Raw genomic sequence first — 16228 nt, 5'->3', positions numbered from 1 at the left:
CACCCGCGGCCGGCGGTCCGGCTCAGGTGGTGCGGACCGTGGCGGCGCGCGCCAGATCGCGCAGCTCGCCGACGGCGGCGTTCCCCAGGCGGGCGCCCGACAGGGCCCGGTCGGCCTCGTGGGCATAGTCCGCGATGAGCCGCTCCACGCGGTCGAGCGCGCCCGACTCGACGATGGTCTGCTGCAGCGACGCCACCTGTCCGGCGTCGAGCTGCGGGTCGCCGATGAGCTCGTCCACGAGGCGTCGAGCGGATGGCGCGAGGGCCTCGCGCGCATATGCGATGAGCACCGTGCGCTTGCCCTCGCGCAGATCGTCGCCCGACGGCTTGCCGGTGGCCTGCTCGTCGCCGAAGACGCCGAGCACGTCGTCGCGCAGCTGGAAGGCCATGCCGAGGGGGTGCCCGAATGCCGCGAGGGCCGCCGCCTGCGCGTCGTCGGCGCCCGCGAGCGCGGCGCCGATGGCGAGCGGCTGCTGCACGCTGTAGCGCGCCGACTTGTAGGAGGCGACGCGCAGCGCACGATCGGCGTGGCGATCGTCGGGCTCGGTCACGAAGGCGGACTCCTCGGCGACGTCGAGAAACTGGCCGAGCGTCACCTCGCGCCGCATCAGCGCGTACTGCCACCGCGCCGCCGCGGCGCGCTCCGGCGGTGCGTCGACGAGACCCTGCTCGAGGATGTCGTCGCTCCACGCCACGAGCAGGTCGCCGACCAGGATGGCGCCGGACCGGCCGAACGCCTCGGCGTCGCCGTGCCACCGTGCGCTGCGGTGGCGGGCCTCCAGTGCGCGGTGCGTGGCGGGCCGTCCGCGGCGGGTGTCGGAGTTGTCGATGAGATCGTCGTGCACGAGCGCGGCGGCGTGGAAGACCTCGAGCGCGGCGGCGGCGGAGATGACCGGCCCGGGCGCATCGACCGCGGTGCCCGTGGCCTCCTCCACCGCCCTCCACCCGGCGAGGCAGAAGCGGCCGCGAAGACGTTTGCCGCCGGTCGCCGCGTCGGCGGCGGCCTCGACGAACAGGGCGGCGTCGGCGCCGGCATCCACCGCACCCGCCCGCTGCGCTGTGACGAATGTGTCGACTCGCTGAGAAATGGCTTCGATCGGCTCTACGGGTGCGGACACGGGCCTAGCCTAGTGACGAAGGGCACGCGTACAATCGAGCCACCGGAAGTACAGAGGGGGATGCATGCCACTCTCCGAACAGGAGCAGCGCCTGCTGGACGAGATGGAACGCCATCTCATGCGCAACGACGCGGACGTCGTGAGCGCGCCCCGGGGCGGGCGCACCCTGAGCTATCGCAATATCGTCTACGGCACCATCCTCGTGCTGCTGGGCATCGGCGGACTGATCATGGGCGTTTCGCTGCAGATCATCGCCGTCGGGGTCATCGGCTTCGTCGTGATGCTCGGCGGGGTCATCCTCGCCATCACCCCCGGACGCGGCGCCAAGGCGCGCGTCGAACCCGAGCGGCCTGCCAAGCCGCAGGGCAACGGCTCTTCGTTCATGGACCGCATGAACGACCGCTGGGACAAGCGGCAGGAGGAGCGCTGAGCGTCCCCGCCCTCTGACCAGCATCGCCGTCTGAGACGGCACAGAAGCACCGACCTTCGGGTCGGTGCTTTTTTGTTGCCCGCGCACGGTCCCGCGACGCCCCCAGGGAGCTCACAGGGAGCGTTCAGCATCGAATCGATGGTGAAGTGGAGGAGAGTGGAGTAAAGTGGCGAGCACCCGGGGGGCCGGACGAAGGGGGTGTGATGTACCGATGCTGTTGGGCACGCACACTCCCAAGCTCGACGACAAAGGCCGCGTCATCCTCCCGGCCAAGTTCCGCGACGACCTGGGTGGGGGTGTCGTCGTGACGCGCGGGCAGGATCGCTGCCTGTACGTCTTCAGCGAGGCGGAGTTCGAGCGGGTGCACGAGCGCATCCGCGAGGCGCCGCTCGCGAACAAGCAGGCGCGGGACTTCCTGCGCATGTTCCTCTCGGGCGCGAGCGCCGAGAAGCCCGACAGTCAGAACCGCATCACCATCCCCCCTCCGCTGCGCGCCTACGCCGGCCTGGAACGCGAACTCGTCGTCACCGGCGTGGGCGCCCACGCCGAGATCTGGAATGCCGACGCGTGGAACTCCTACGCCGAGGCCAACGAAGAGAGCTACGCCGAGCTGGAGCAGGAGGTGATCCCGGGACTGTTCTGACGCCCCAGGCCCCGACTCCCAGCCGCTCCCGCCCTGACACACTTCCCCGGTGCCAGGTCAGAGCGGATGGGGATCAGGACCGGGGGAGGACGGACAGCAGAACCGGCACATCATGAACCTTCGCGACATCCACACCCCGGTCATGCTCGAGCGCTGCATCGAGCTGCTCGCTCCCGCGCTGCAACGCGACGGCGCCGTCTTCGTCGACGCGACGCTGGGCATGGGCGGCCACTCCGAGGCGTTCCTGGAGCGCTTCCCCGGCCTGCGCCTGGTCGGCCTCGACCGCGACACCGACGCGCTGCGCATCGCGGGGGAGCGCCTGGCCCGCTTCGAGGATCGCGTCACGCTCGTCCACACCGTCTACGACGGGATCGCGGATGCCGTCACGTCGGCCGGTTTCGCGCACGCCGACGGCATCCTGTTCGATCTGGGGGTCTCGTCCCTGCAGCTCGACGTCGCGGACCGCGGCTTCGCATACGCGCAGGACGCGCCCCTCGACATGCGGATGGACCAGTCCGCCGGTACGACCGCCGCCGACGTCCTCGCCACCTACGGCGAGGGCGACCTGCGCCGCATCTTCGAGCGCTACGGCGAAGAGAAGCTCGCCGGGCGCTACGCGCGCGCCATCATCGCCGCGCGCGCAGAAGCGCCGATCGAGCGCTCCGGGCGCCTGGTCGAGATCCTGCAGGCGGCGACGCCCGCCGCCGCTCAGCGCACCGGCCACCCCGCGAAGCGCGTGTTCCAGGCGCTGCGCATCGAGGTCAACCGCGAGCTGTCGGTCCTCGACCGCGCGGTGCCCTCGGCCCTCGGCATCCTTCCGGTCGGCGGTCGCATCGTCGTGCTGTCGTACCAGTCGCTCGAAGACCGGCTCGTCAAGCGCGCGCTGGCAGAGGCCTCCGCCTCGACGGCTCCTGCCGGCCTCCCGGTCGAGCTGCCCGAACACGCCCCGCGATTCCGACTGCTCGTCAAGGGAGCCGAGCTCGCCACCGACGAGGAGCGCGCCGTCAACCCGCGCGCGACGCCCGTGCGGCTGCGCGCCGCGGAGCGGGTGAGGGAGGACGTATGAGCACCACCGCCCTCAGCGCGCAGGGACTGCCCCGTCGCACCGCGGCGCCGGATCGCGCGGATTCCCCGCGCCGCCGCCTGCGGATCGTCGAGGCACCCGCCCGCCGTCGCCGCCCGAAGCTGCTGTACGGCATCGTCGCGGTGGCCGGGGCCTTCCTCATCGCCGCCGCCCAGATGTCGCTCTCGCTCATGACGACCCAGGGGACGTACGAGCTGTCGACGCTCTCGCAGCAGCAGCGCGACCTGACGTACCAGAAGCAGATCCTGTACGACGATGTCGCGGGGCTCAGCTCGCCGCAGTACCTCGCCGCGAACGCGGCGGCGCTCGGCATGGTGATCAACGAGGCTCCCAGCTACCTGCGCCTCAGCGACGGCGCGATCCTCGGGCCGTCGGAGGTGGCCATGGGGTCGTCGTCGGTCGACGCGATCGGCCGCGGGTCCGTCGCCAACGCGCTGATCACCGACACGCCGCTGGTCACCGTCCCCGACGCCACGATCGGAGGACTGCCTGTGGAGGTGGCGGATCCGGTCGACGGCGGGGTCGGCAACACTCCGCCGCCGATGACCGACGGACTGCCGACCCCGAGCACACACTAGGCCCAGCACACACTGAGACGACGCGAAGCACGAGAAGCAGATGACGACACGAAGCACGAGAAGTCCCCGCCGCCGTACCGTCGTGGCCCTCGGAGTCGTGCTGGCGGTGCTCGCGGGGTTCGTCGTCCGCCTCGTGGACATCCAGGTCGTCAACGCCGATGAGCACGTGAAGGACTCGCTCAACGTCGCGTTCGCCGGCAAAGAGAAGCTCTACGGCACGCGCGGCGCGATCGTCGACACGAACGGCCAGGTCCTGGCCGGCAGCATTCTGCAGTACGACTGCCAGCTCGATCCGCTCCTCATCACCCAGATCGACACAGCCGTCCTGGAGAAGAAGTCGAAGTACCGACTGTGGGCCGATGTGTCGGACGACGTCGCGGCCATCACGGGTCAGACGCCCGAAGAGGTGCGTCAGATCGTCGGGGACGCACTGGCAGCGGACTCCGCGACGCAGTACGCCAAGCTGAAGAACGGCCTCTCGACGGAGCAGTTCCGTGCCCTCGCCGACCTCAAAGTGCCGTACCTGCACTGCCAGGAGCACCCTGCCCGCACCTACCCGGACGGGGCGGTGGCGGGCAATCTGCTCGGGTTCATGGGGACGGACGGCCAGGCGCTCGAAGGGCTGGAGCAGTCCCAGGACTCCTGCCTCGCGGCCGAGAACGGCGAACTGACGTACGAGCAGGGCAAGGACGGCGTCATCATCCCGGGCACCGAGAAGGAGGACCCGGCCACCGATGGCGGAACGCTGCAGCTGACGATCGACCGCGACCTCCAGTGGTACCTGCAGCAGCTCATCGCCGAGCAGACGCAGAACATGGCCGCCCAGCACGGAGCGATCCTCGTGTACGAGGTGAAGACGGGCAAGGTGCGCGCGGCTGCCGAGTACCCCACCGTGGACCCCAACGACGTCGACGCGACGGACGAGGACGATCGCACCAGCCAGATCATGCGTGGCACGTTCGAACCCGGATCGACGTTCAAGGGCCTCACGGCCGCGACCGTGATCGATGCCGGCGGCCAGACGCCGGAGTCGACGGTCACGGCCTCCGGCCTGGAGAACTTCCCGGGCGGCGTGCGGGTGCGCGACTCGTTCCAGCACCCGGCGTACGACTACACCCTGACGGGCGTGCTGATCGACTCGTCGAACGCCGGCATCTCGAAGTTCAGCGAGAAGGTCGACAAGCAGACGCGCTACGACTACTTCAAGCGCTTCGGCATCGGAGAAGGCACCGACACCGGGTACCCGCAGGAGGCCAACGGGCTCATCTACCCCGCGGACGAGTGGGGCGCGCAGACGACGTACAACACCGCGTTCGGACAGGGTGTCACGACGACCATGCCCGAGCTCGCGCGCGCGTACGGGGCGATCGTCGACGGCGGCGTCAAGATGCCGCTGCAGATCATCGAGTCGTGCACGAAGCCCGACGGCACCGTCGTCAAGCCCGAGGTGGCCGAGCCCGAACGCGTCATCAGTGAGAGCACGTCCGCGCAGATGCGCGAGATGCTCGAGAACGTCTTCCTGCAGGCGAACTACGCGAAGGCTGTCGAGATCCCCGGCTACCGCATCGGCGGCAAGACCGGTACGGGTGAGAAGAGCGACGGCAACGGCCACTACAAGCAGGGCGTGTACTACACGACGATGGTCGGCTTCGCGCCCGCCGACGACCCCGAGTACGTGGTCGTCGTCACGCTCGACGAGCCGACGAAGGTAACATCGTCTGCGGCCAACGCGACCGCGTTCCAGAAGGCCATGACCCAGGTCCTCAAGACCTATCGCGTCATGCCCTCGACGACGTCGCCGGTGCTGCTGCCCAAGTTCGGGTAGTCCCCCGTACTGGATAGCTGCCTCAGGCCGGAGTACCTGCACATGATCGCGCTCACCATCGCACAGCTTGCGCATGCCGTCTCGGGCGAGGCCTTCCTCGCCGGCGACGACAAGCTCGACACCGTCGTCTCCGGCGCTGTCGACACCGATTCCCGGCTCATCGCCGACGGCGGCATCTTCGTCGCCAAGCCGGGCGAAGAGACGGACGGCCACCTGTTCGTCGACGCCGCACGCGCGGCCGGTGCGGCCGTGGCGATCGTGGAGCACCGGGTCGCGGAGTCCGTCACCCAGATCGTCGTCGCCGACGCCGTGACGGCCCTCGCGGACCTCGCGCGCACGGTCGTGAAGACGGTGAGGGATGCCGGAGACCTGCGCGTCGTGGGCATCACCGGGTCCAACGGCAAGACGACGACGAAGAACCTCCTCGCGCGGATCCTCGAAGGCGCGGGCGAGACCGTCGCGCCGAAGGCGTCGTTCAACAACGAGGTCGGAGCCCCGCTCACGATGCTGCGCGTCACCGACACCACCCGGTTCCTGGTGAGCGAGTTCGGTGCGAGCGGCCCCGGTGCCATCGCCCGCCTCGCCGGCCTCGTCGACCCCGACGTCGCCGTCGTGCTCATGGTGGGCATGGCGCACGCGGGCGGGTTCGGCGGGATCGAGGGGACCTTCCACGCCAAGTCCGAGCTGGTCAAGGCGCTGCGACCCGGGGGAGTGGCGGTGCTCAACGCCGACGACGCCCGCGTGGCCGCGATGGCCCCCATCGCCGCGGAGCACGGCGCCAGGGTGCGCTGGTTCGGCCGCGGGCCGGAGGCCGAGGTGCGGGCGGACGACGTCGTCGTGACGGCATCCGGCACGTCCTTCACGGTCACCGCCGACGGCGAATCCGTTCCGCTGCACCTGAAGGTGCTCGGTGAGCACCACGTCATGAACGCCCTCGCCGCGATCGCCGCGGCCACCACGCTGGGGGTGAGCCTCGCGGACGCGGTCGCGCGTCTGGAGACCGTCGAGATCGCCGAGCGCTGGCGCATGCAGCCGCTCGGCTCCGACCGCGTGCGGATCATCAACGACGCCTACAACGCGAGCCCCGACTCGATGGCCGCAGCGCTGCGCACGCTCGCCCAGATCACCGGGCCCGACGAGCGGACCGTCGCCGTGCTCGGTGCCATGAGCGAGCTCGGCGAGTACTCGGAGGAGGAGCACGACCGCGTCGGCCTCCTCGCGGTGCGGCTGGGCATCCAGCGCATCGTCGTGGTCGGCGACGGCGCACGGCGCATGTACCTGGAGGCGGTCGCGCAGGGCTCGTGGGACAACGAGGCGGTGTTCTTCTCGACCGCCGACGAGGCGTTCGACTACCTGCAGGGCGAGCTGCGCGACGGCGACCGCGTGCTCGTCAAGTCCTCGAACTCGGCCGGGCTCCGGTTCCTGGGCGATCGTCTGGGAGAATCGTTCTCGTGAGATCCCTCCTGACTGCGGCAGCGATCTCGCTGGCCTTCACGCTCTTCCTCACCCCCGTCTTCCTGCGGCTGTTCCGCAAGTGGGGGTGGGCGCAGGTCATCCGCACGCCCGAAGACATCCGCAACCCCAATCACCAGACCAAGCGCGGCACGCCCACGATGGGCGGCACGATCTTCATCGTCGGCACCATCGTCGGATACCTGGTCGGCTGCTACAGCGGCAACAACCCGCCCACGATCTCGGGTCTGCTCGTCATCTGGATGATGGTCGGCCTCGGCGTCGTCGGGTTCATCGACGACTACATGAAGGTGCGCCAGCAGCGCTTCATGGGCCTGAGCGGGTGGCGCAAGATCGTCGGCCAGGTCATCGTGACGGTGCCCTTCGGCATCGTGGCCCTGAACTTCCCCAACCTCTACGGGCAGACGCCGGCGTCGCCGTACATCTCGATGTTCCGCGACATCCAGCCGCTGTGGTTCATGGCGCTCGGCGCCGTCCTCGGCTGGCTGCTGTACCTCGCGTGGGTGTCGTTCATCGGCGTGGCCTTCTCGAACAGCACCAACGTGACCGACGGCCTCGACGGCCTGGCCGCCGGCTCGGGGATCTTCGTGACGGGCGCGTACAGCCTCATCGCGTTCTGGCAGTTCAACCAGGCCTGCTGGGGCGGCAGCGACCTGTCGTCCGGCGCGCAGATGGCCTGCTACCCGACACGCGACCCGTTCGACCTCGCGATCATCTCGGCGTCGTTCGTCGGCGCGCTGGTCGGGTTCCTGTGGTGGAACGCCCCCAAGGCGAAGGTCTTCATGGGCGATGTGGGCTCGATGGCGATCGGCGGCGTGATCGCCGCGATGGCGATCCTCACCCGCACCGAGCTGCTGGCTGTGCTCGTCGCCGGCGTCTTCATCATCGGCCCGGGCTCGGTCATCCTGCAGCGCCTGTACTTCAAGATCACGCGTGGCAAGCGCCTGTTCCTGATGAGCCCGTTCCACCACCACCTCGAGATGCGCGGCTGGTCCGAGGTGACGATCGTGGTGCGTATGTGGATCATCGCGGGCCTGCTCGCGGTGTCGGGCATCGGATTCTTCTACGTCGAATGGCTCTCCCGCACATGACCGCCGACCGCCTGCGCACCCTCACCAGCTGGAACGCCGACTGGAAGGGCCTCCGCGTCGCCGTGCTCGGCCTCTCGGTCACCGGCTTCTCGGTCGCCGACACGCTCACCGAGCTGGGCGCCGACGTGCTCGTCGTGACCGAGAACGCCGACGAGGAGTACGCGCGCCTGCTGCCTGTCATCGGCGCGCGGCTGTGGACGGGGCCTCTCGACGCCGTCCCGGTCGAGCTCGTCGAGTTCGACCCCGAGGTCGTCGTGGCGTCGCCCGGCTTCGCACCGCGGCATCCACTCGTCGTCTGGGCGCGTGACAGCGGCATCGCGCTGTGGGGCGACGTCGAGCTCGCGTGGCGGGTGCGCGACAAGGTCGTGCGCGACGACGGCACGCCCGCCGACTGGATCCTGATCACCGGCACCAACGGCAAGACCACCACCACGCGCCTGACCGCGACGATGCTCGTCGCCGGCGGCCTGCGGGCGGCGCCCGTCGGCAACATCGGCACTCCCGTGCTCGACGCGGTGCGAGACCCCGCCGGCTTCGACGCGCTCGTCGTCGAGCTCTCCAGCCACCAGCTCTGGTACCTGGGCCTGCAGGACTCGCCCGATCCGCTGTCGCCGCACGCGGCGGTGTGCCTGAACCTCGCCGACGACCACCTCGAGTGGCACGGGTCGTTCGAGGAGTACCGGGCCGCGAAGGCGCACGTGTACGACAACACGCGCGTCGCATGCGTGTACAACAAGGCGGATGCCGCCACCCAGGCCATGGTCGAGGACGCCGAGGTCGTCGAGGGCGCCCGCGCCATCGGCTTCGATCTCGGAACCCCCGGGCCGAGCGACCTCGGGGTCGTCGAGGGCATCCTCGTCGACCGCGCGTTCCTCGACGACCGGCACAGGAGCGCGCTGGAGCTCACCACTGTCGACGAACTGTCGTCGCTCGGACTCGCGGCGCCCCACATCGTCGCCAACATCCTCGCCGCAGCCGCCCTCGCGCGGTCGCTCGATGTGCCGCCCGCGGCGATCCGCGACTCGCTGCGCCGGTTCCGCCTCGACCCGCACCGCATCGAGATCGTCGCGCGCCACGAGGGCATCACGTGGGTCGACGACTCCAAGGCCACGAACCCGCACGCCGCCGCCTCGTCGCTGGCGGCCTACCCGGGCGCGGTGTGGGTTCTCGGCGGACTGCTCAAGGGCGTCGACATCTCGGAGCTCGTCGCCGCACGCGGAGCGGCCTCGAAGGCGGCGATCGTGATCGGCACGGACCGTGCCGCGGTGGTCGCCGCGTTCGAGCGACACGCGCCCGCGGTGCCCGTGTTCGAGGTGGACGCCGTTGAGACTGAAGGTGTCATGGCGCGTGTCGTCGAGCTGGCGGCAGGGGTGGCGCGTGACGGGGACGTGGTTCTGCTCGCTCCCGCTGCGGCATCCTTCGACCAGTTCGCATCGTACGCCGACCGCGGCCGCCGATTCGCGGCGGCCGTGAGGGAACGGATCGGAACGGAGGCACCCGGTGACGACGACAGAGCCGCCTCGGGCCCGGGCCAGCCGTCCGACCCCGCCGCGCCGAACGACGCCGACGACGCCTGAGCCCGTCGCGCCCGCCGCCGAGAAGCCCTCTCGGCGCGGGCTCGCCGCGCGCGTGTCGCTCGGCCGCGTGTTCGCACCGGTGCCGAGCGAGTTCCTGCTCATCGCCTCGACGGCGCTGCTGCTCACCGCCTTCGGCCTCGTGATGGTGCTGTCGGCGACGTCCGCCACCGCCACGGCGAAGGGCGAGGCGCCGTGGGAGATGGTGCTCAAGCAGGTGATGTTCGCCGCGGTGAGCATCCCGCTCATGTTCATCGCCAGCCGCCTGCCGGTGTCGTTCTACAAGAAGATGGCGTGGCCGGCCCTGATCTTCGGCGTCGCCTTCCAGATGCTGGTGTTCATCCCCGGCCTCGGTGTCGCCGCAGACGGCAACCGCAACTGGATCAACATCGCAGGCGTGCAGGCGCAGCCGTCCGAGTTCCTGAAGCTCGGACTCGCGTTGTGGGTGGCGTTCGTGCTGTTCCGCAAGCGCACGCTGCTGGCCGACTGGCGGCACGTCTACATCCCGCTCGTCCCGGTCACGATCCTCGCGATCGGCACGGTCATCGCAGGGCACGACCTCGGCACCGCCATGATCCTCGTGCTCATCGTGCTCGGGGCTCTGTTCTTCTCGGGCGTCAAGCTGCGCATCTTCCTGCTTCCTGCGATCGCTGCGGCGGGCGCGGTCGCGTTCTTCGCCATCACGAGCCCCGACCGCATGCGCCGGTTCCTCAGCTTCCTCAACCCGAACTGCCTCGACGACTACTTCAACGACTGCTACCAGCCTCTGCACGGAATCTGGGGGCTTGCGAGCGGTGGCGTCTTCGGTCTCGGTCTGGGCAATTCGCGCGAGAAGTACGACTGGCTGCCGGCCGCCGCGAACGACTACATCTTCGCGATCGTCGGCGAAGAGATGGGTCTGATCGGCTGCGCTGTGGTGCTCGCGCTCTTCGCGCTGTTCGCCGTCGGTGCCTTCCACATCATCCGCAAGACCGACGACCCCTTCGTCCGCATCGCCGCGGGCGGCATCACGATCTGGATCGTCGGGCAGGCGCTCATCAACATCGGCGTCGTGCTGCGCGTCTTCCCGGTGCTCGGCGTGCCGCTGCCGTTCATGTCGCAGGGCGGCACGTCGCTGCTGTCGGTGCTCGTCGCGTGCGGCGTGCTGCTCGCCTTCGCGCGGTCGCTGCCGGCATCCATCGCCCGACGCGAAGCGGCGATCGCCGAGGCGCGCGCGGCCCGCGAGCGGGCGAAGCTGCGCGCCGTCCGCTGAACGCCCCGAACCCGCACTGCCTCGCCCGGTAGGCTCGGGGAGTGACGACGTATCTTCTCGCCGGCGGTGGCACCGCCGGGCACGTCAACCCGCTGCTCGCCGTGGCCGACGCACTGCGCGCCCGCGAGCCCAAGGCCGAGGTGCTCGTGCTCGGCACGCGCGAGGGCCTCGAGGCGCGCCTCGTGCCCGAGCGCGGCTACGAGCTGCTGATCGTCGACAAGGTGCCGTTCCCGCGCCGCCCGAACGGCGCGGCCGCGGCGTTCCCCGCGCGGTTCCGCCGGGCGATCGCACAGGTCCGCCGTCACATCGCGGAGCGCGGCGTCGACGTCGTCGTGGGGTTCGGCGGGTACGCCTCGGCGCCGGCCTACGTCGCCGCGCGCCGCGAGCGCGTGCCGTTCGTCGTGCACGAGGCGAACGCCAGGCCCGGGCTCGCCAACGTGCTCGGCGCACGCCGCGCGGCTGCCGTCGGGGTCGCCTTCGACGGCACGCCGCTCAAGCGTTCGCGCGTCGTGGGGATGCCGCTGCGCGACGAGATCGTCACGCTCGACCGTGCGGCGCTCCGCGCCGAGGCGGCCGAGTACTTCGGACTGGACGCGTCGAAGCCCGTCCTGCTGGTGTTCGGCGGATCACTCGGTGCGCAGCGCCTCAACGAGGCGTTCGGCGAGGGCCACGGTGCCGCATGGCGCGACGTGGTCGATGCCGGGTGGCAGCTGCTGCACGCGACGGGGGAGCGCTCCGACCTGCCCGACCTCGGGGCAGCGGGCTACGCCGTGGTGCGCTACCTCGACCGCATGGACCTGGCATTCGCCCTCGCCGACCTGGTGGTCTCACGCGCGGGCGCCGCGACCGTGAGCGAGATCAGCGCCCTGGGCATCCCCACGGTCTACGTGCCGTACGCGGTGGGCAACGGCGAGCAGGCGCTGAACGCCTCGTCCGCCGTGCGGGCGGGGGCGGCGATGCTGCTCCCGGATGCCGGCTTCACGGGCGACACGGTGCGCACCGAGATCGTCCCGCTCCTGGCCGACGAGTCCCGCCGCGCCGCAATGGCGGAGGCCGCGGCATCCGTCGGCATCAAGAACGGCACCGCGAACGTCGTCGCGATGATCGACGAGGCGCTGCGCGGCTGAGCTCGCGAGTACGTCTGACCTCAGGAACCTGCAGCCGCCGCTGGACTCGAACGGAGCGCTGCCGCGACGATCGCCAGGGCCTCGTCGGTGTCGAGGTGCAGCTCGCGCACCTGGGCCGCGAAGGCCGCAGCCGCGCGCTGCAGCTGCTGGCGCGCGGGGTCGGCGTCGAACGCGACGAAGGTCCCGTTGCGGCCGCGGGTCTCGATGATTCCGGATGCCTCCAGCTCGCGATACGCGCGCGCCACGGTCCCCGGCGCGATGCCGAGGTCCTCCGCGAGGCGACGGACCGTGGGCAGCCGCGCGCCGGCGGCGAGCTCGCCCGACGCGACGGCATCCACAAGCCCCGCCCGCAGCTGTTCGAACGGCGGGACGGGCGAGCCGGGGTCGATGACGATCATGCGGCGCTCCCTTCGACCGCGCTCCCGGCCGGCGCCCGCAGCCAGTCGGGATAGAGCGCGGGCTGCAGGGGGCGCCCGTTCCAGCCGACGTAGACGAACTGGGGGACGATCGCTCCCCACGTGGGAAGCTGCATGGCCACGGCCGCCCAGAGCGTCGCCGTCGGCGCGATGGCGATCGCTCCCATGCCGATGGCGATTCCACTGAGCTGGCAGGCGGCGAGTGCCAGGCTCCTCAGCGTCTCGGTCCGGAAGGCGTCGTCCCACGCGAGCTCCAGCGTGTCGGCGGCCGGCTGCGGGCGGTCGAGCACCAGCCGATCGAGGAAGGGACGCGCCGCGTGCAGGCACAGGGTGAGCGCTGCGGCGGCGACGAAGGCGGAGACGGCGGACGGGGCGAGCCGGCCGGGCGCCGCCGTCGACACGGCGATGATCGCCACGAGCGCGAAGGCGAGGACGCCGGCCAGCACCCACGGGACGCGGGCGCCTGCCGACCCGAGGTAGTCGCGGGAGCGCATCCGCGTGAGCCGGGCGATGCGCGGAACGTCCGGAGCGGGGTGGAAGAGGCGCTCGCGCAGGTTGATCACGACATTCGCCGTCGCCGTGGGCAGCACGATGCACGGCAGCACCGCGATGAGGAGGAAGTAGGGCTCTCGGGCGAGGGGCGTGGCCAGGAAGGGCACGGCGGCGCACAGACCGATCAGCGCCGCGGTGAGCGCCCACGTCGTGCCCCGTCGGCTGCGCGCGGCCACCACATCGCGGGTGGCCGCCGTGCCGTAGGGGAGCCTCAGGCGGACGGACATCGCGTCGGCTCGTCGATAGCACGACGCGGGCCGCGTCATCACCACCAGCAGGACGAGCAGCACGACCGCGAAGATCGCCATGAATGCGATGTTGAAGGAGAGCGTCGTACGGTCCACGCCTTCTTTGTACAAGGTTCTGTATCAATGTGTCAATACAGAATGGATGCCGGCCTCCCGGGGTCGCCGGGCGCGCCGGGGCCGCGGCATCCCCCCGCCAACTTAGGATTGACGGGTCATGATCAGACCCGATCTCAGTCTTCCCATTCCCGACGACATCACCGCCGCCCACTTCATCGGGATCGGCGGATCCGGCATGTCGGGGCTCGCCCGCATGTTCCTGCAGCGCGGTATCCGCGTGTCCGGTTCGGACCGCGCCGACAGCAGCGCGCTGCGCGAGCTGGCCGAGCTCGGCGCGACCGTGTACGTCGGCCATGACGCGGCGAACCTCGCCGACGATGTCGACACCGTCGTCCACACGGGCGCGATCTGGCCCGAGAACCCCGAGTTCGTCCTGGCGAAGGAGCGCGGACTGCACGTCATCCACCGCTCCCAGGCGCTGTACTGGCTCATCGGCGGGCGGCGGCTCGTCTCGGTGGCCGGCGCGCACGGCAAGACGACGTCCACCGGCATGCTCGTCACCGCGTTGCGCGACCTCGGCGTGGAGCCCACGTTCGTCAACGGCGGCGTCATCGCGCAGCTCGGCGTCTCCAGCGGCACAGGGTCGGACGACGTCTTCGTGATCGAGGCCGACGAATCCGACGGCACGTTCCTGCTGTACGACACCTCGATCGCGCTCATCACGAACGTCGACCCGGACCATCTCGACCACTGGGGCACGCGCGACGCGTTCTATGCCGCGTTCGCCCGCTTCGCGAACGAGGCCCGCGAGGCCGTCGTCATCTCGTCGGACGATCCCGGCGCGCAGCGCGTGACCGCGCAGATCAGCCACCCGCACGTGGTGACGTTCGGCGAGGCGGCCGACGCCGTGGTCCGCGTGGGCGACATCGTCACCGACGGGCCCGTCTCGTTCTCGGTGACGTACCAGGGCGTCACGGTGGACGCCCGGCTTCCGATCCCGGGCGCGCACAACGCGGTCAACGCAACCGGCGTGATCGCCGTCCTGCTGACGCTCGGCCATGACCTCGAGGCCGCCGTCCGGGCTGTCGAGGGCTTCGCCGGCACCGTCCGCCGGTTCGAGCTGCACGGCGTCGAGCGCGGGGTCAGCGTCTTCGACGACTACGCGCACCACCCGACCGAGGTCGCGGCGGCCCTCGCGGCCGCGCGCACCGTCGTCGGCGACGGCCGCATCATCGCCATCCAGCAGCCGCACACGTACTCGCGGACGCAGGAGATGTACCGCGAATTCGCCGAGGTGCTCGAGCGGTACGCGGACCACACCGTCATGCTCGACGTCTACGGTGCCCGCGAGGACCCGGTTCCCGGCGTCACCGGCGAGCTCGTCAGCGGCGCCTTCGCGGATCCCTCGCACGTGCGCTTCGTGCCGGACTGGCAGCAGGCCGCCGACTACACCGCGACGGTCGCGCGTGAGGGCGACTACGTCATCACGCTCGGCTGCGGCAACGTGTACCTGATCATCCCGCAGGTGCTCGAGGCGCTCGCGCGGACGGACGCGGGGGAGTAGCGGCCATATGCGCCGCCCCTCGCCGCTGCCGCAGTCGCCCGTCGCTCCTCGCGGCGCGACGACCGCCGGCGAGCCGGTGTCGCGTGCCGCGGTCGACGATGTGGTGCAGGATGCCGTCGCCCCGGCCGGCCCGAAGCCCCGGGCGGCGGCGTCCGGCGCCGACGAGCATCCGACCGCTGGGCCCACGCGACCGGAGGCTCCGCGCGACGCGCCGGCGCGTGGAGGAGACCTGGGGACGGTGATCCCGCTGTCGGCGGAGACGCGCGCGGCGCGACTCGACGCGTCTTCCGACGGCGCCGACGCCGACACGGGGATGGACCCGGAGGTCGGCTTCCGCGAGGTCTGGAAGGCCTCGCGGGCGCGCCGCAAGGCGCTGCGCGCGGAGGTGCGCCGGTTCACGGTGCGCCAGCGTCGGCGGCGCGCGGTGTGGCTCGGGGCGGCGGCATCCCTCGTCCTGCTGGCGCTGGGGACCGTCGGCGCCGCGTACAGCCCCCTGTTCGGCGTCGAGAAGATCTCGGTCGTCGGAGCGCAGCAGCTCGATGCCGGCGAGGTGGCCGACGCGCTGTCGGGCCAGCTCGGCACGCCGCTGCCTCTCGTCGACGAGAGCGCCGTGAAGAAGGCGCTCGTGGCATTCCCGCTGATCGAGACGTACGCACTCGAGGCGCGACCGCCGCACGAGCTCGTCGTCCGGCTCGTCGAACGGACGCCGGTCGGGATCATCGAGACGCGCGCCGGCTACACGCTCGTCGACGCAGCGGGCGTCGCCCTGTCGACGACGGCGACGCCGAGCGCGGGGGTCCCGCTCCTCACGATCACGGGCGGTGTGAAGTCCGATGCCTTCGCCGCGGCGGGACAGGTCATGAGGTCGCTGCCGGATGACATCCGTGCACAGGTGACGGGGGTGTCGGCATCCACGCCCGACGATGTGACTCTCACGCTCGGCGGGACGAACACGCAGGTCGTGTGGGGCAACGCCGAGCGCTCCGCCGACAAGGCGCTTCGCCTGCAGAAGATCATGGCGGCCCGGCCGCCGGCCGACGTCTCGACGTACGACGTGTCGTCGCCCGAGGCCGTCGTCGTCCGCTGATCGACGCAGCCGTCGATTTCTCTCACAGGTTGGCGCGACACGCCGACTCGTTCCTGGCTGACGCGCAGCATCCGCTTACTTTCGACACAGCGGAATTGCATACCGGGCAA

Annotated in this window: 15 protein-coding genes; 12 read left to right on the top strand and 3 right to left on the bottom strand. The window is 70.8% G+C overall.

Annotated features, from left to right (window positions below; genetic code table 11):
• Positions 1–22: 22 nt before the first annotated feature.
• Positions 23–1117: a polyprenyl synthetase family protein gene (locus JNB62_RS10150; RefSeq protein ID WP_220300754.1), complete on the bottom strand. Its 1095-nt coding sequence runs from the start codon at positions 1115–1117 to the stop codon at positions 23–25.
• 64 nt (positions 1118–1181) lie between these two features.
• On the opposite strand from JNB62_RS10150, the gene JNB62_RS10145 reads away from it, so the two are divergent.
• From JNB62_RS10145 to JNB62_RS10100, 10 genes are all read left to right on the top strand, one after another.
• On the top strand, positions 1182–1547 hold the full coding sequence (locus JNB62_RS10145) for a DUF3040 domain-containing protein (RefSeq protein ID WP_220300753.1): 366 nt from the start codon (positions 1182–1184) through the stop codon (positions 1545–1547).
• 211 nt (positions 1548–1758) lie between these two features.
• Positions 1759–2190: a division/cell wall cluster transcriptional repressor MraZ gene (gene mraZ / locus JNB62_RS10140; RefSeq protein ID WP_141893478.1), complete on the top strand. Its 432-nt coding sequence runs from the start codon at positions 1759–1761 to the stop codon at positions 2188–2190.
• A 112-nt stretch (positions 2191–2302) separates the two neighbouring features.
• Entirely contained in the window at positions 2303–3256 is a 954-nt protein-coding gene (rsmH, locus tag JNB62_RS10135; protein ID WP_220300752.1) for a 16S rRNA (cytosine(1402)-N(4))-methyltransferase RsmH, read from the top strand.
• Complete coding sequence (locus JNB62_RS10130; protein ID WP_220300751.1) at positions 3253–3852, top strand: hypothetical protein; 600 nt, start codon at positions 3253–3255, stop codon at positions 3850–3852. Before rsmH ends, JNB62_RS10130 begins: the two co-directional genes overlap by 4 nt.
• A 40-nt stretch (positions 3853–3892) precedes the next feature.
• The gene (locus tag JNB62_RS10125; RefSeq protein ID WP_220300750.1) at positions 3893–5677 is read left to right on the top strand and encodes a peptidoglycan D,D-transpeptidase FtsI family protein; all 1785 of its coding nucleotides are present in this window, start codon (positions 3893–3895) and stop codon (positions 5675–5677) included.
• A 42-nt stretch (positions 5678–5719) separates the two neighbouring features.
• Positions 5720–7132 carry a UDP-N-acetylmuramoyl-tripeptide--D-alanyl-D-alanine ligase gene (locus tag JNB62_RS10120; protein WP_220300749.1) on the top strand — a complete coding sequence of 471 codons (1413 nt, stop codon included), beginning with the start codon at positions 5720–5722 and terminating at the stop codon, positions 7130–7132.
• On the top strand, positions 7129–8241 hold the full coding sequence (gene mraY, locus JNB62_RS10115) for a phospho-N-acetylmuramoyl-pentapeptide-transferase (protein WP_220300748.1): 1113 nt from the start codon (positions 7129–7131) through the stop codon (positions 8239–8241). The genes JNB62_RS10120 and mraY overlap by 4 nt, the downstream gene beginning before the upstream one ends.
• On the top strand, positions 8238–9818 hold the full coding sequence (gene murD / locus JNB62_RS10110) for a UDP-N-acetylmuramoyl-L-alanine--D-glutamate ligase (RefSeq protein ID WP_220300747.1): 1581 nt from the start codon (positions 8238–8240) through the stop codon (positions 9816–9818). The genes mraY and murD overlap by 4 nt, the downstream gene beginning before the upstream one ends.
• On the top strand, positions 9742–11067 hold the full coding sequence (ftsW, locus tag JNB62_RS10105; protein ID WP_220300746.1) for a putative lipid II flippase FtsW: 1326 nt from the start codon (positions 9742–9744) through the stop codon (positions 11065–11067). The genes murD and ftsW overlap by 77 nt, the downstream gene beginning before the upstream one ends.
• 41 nt (positions 11068–11108) lie before the next feature.
• On the top strand, positions 11109–12194 hold the full coding sequence (locus JNB62_RS10100; protein ID WP_220300745.1) for a UDP-N-acetylglucosamine--N-acetylmuramyl-(pentapeptide) pyrophosphoryl-undecaprenol N-acetylglucosamine transferase: 1086 nt from the start codon (positions 11109–11111) through the stop codon (positions 12192–12194).
• A gap of 20 nt (positions 12195–12214) precedes the next feature.
• Here JNB62_RS10100 and JNB62_RS10095 read toward each other — a convergent pair whose 3' ends face one another.
• Together JNB62_RS10095 and JNB62_RS10090 are read right to left on the bottom strand one after the other, a co-directional pair.
• A complete protein-coding gene (locus tag JNB62_RS10095) occupies positions 12215–12592 on the bottom strand; it encodes a GntR family transcriptional regulator (protein WP_220300744.1) in 378 nt (125 codons plus the stop codon).
• The gene (locus JNB62_RS10090) at positions 12589–13506 is read right to left on the bottom strand and encodes a hypothetical protein (RefSeq protein ID WP_220300743.1); all 918 of its coding nucleotides are present in this window, start codon (positions 13504–13506) and stop codon (positions 12589–12591) included. The genes JNB62_RS10095 and JNB62_RS10090 overlap by 4 nt, the downstream gene beginning before the upstream one ends.
• A 118-nt stretch (positions 13507–13624) precedes the next feature.
• Here JNB62_RS10090 and murC point away from each other — a divergent pair, with 118 nt between their 5' ends.
• Both murC and JNB62_RS10080 read left to right on the top strand, forming a co-directional pair.
• Positions 13625–15031, top strand: a complete 1407-nt coding sequence (murC, locus tag JNB62_RS10085) for a UDP-N-acetylmuramate--L-alanine ligase (RefSeq protein WP_220300742.1) — start codon at positions 13625–13627, stop codon at positions 15029–15031.
• Between the two features lie 7 nt (positions 15032–15038).
• Positions 15039–16118, top strand: a complete 1080-nt coding sequence (locus JNB62_RS10080) for an FtsQ-type POTRA domain-containing protein (protein WP_220300741.1) — start codon at positions 15039–15041, stop codon at positions 16116–16118.
• Positions 16119–16228 lie beyond the last annotated feature (110 nt).

Source organism: Microbacterium jejuense (assembly GCF_019511665.1).
Classification (GTDB): domain Bacteria; phylum Actinomycetota; class Actinomycetes; order Actinomycetales; family Microbacteriaceae; genus Microbacterium; species Microbacterium jejuense_A.
Note: the sequence above shows the minus strand (reverse complement) of the source record. Positions and strands in the feature narration are given on the sequence as shown.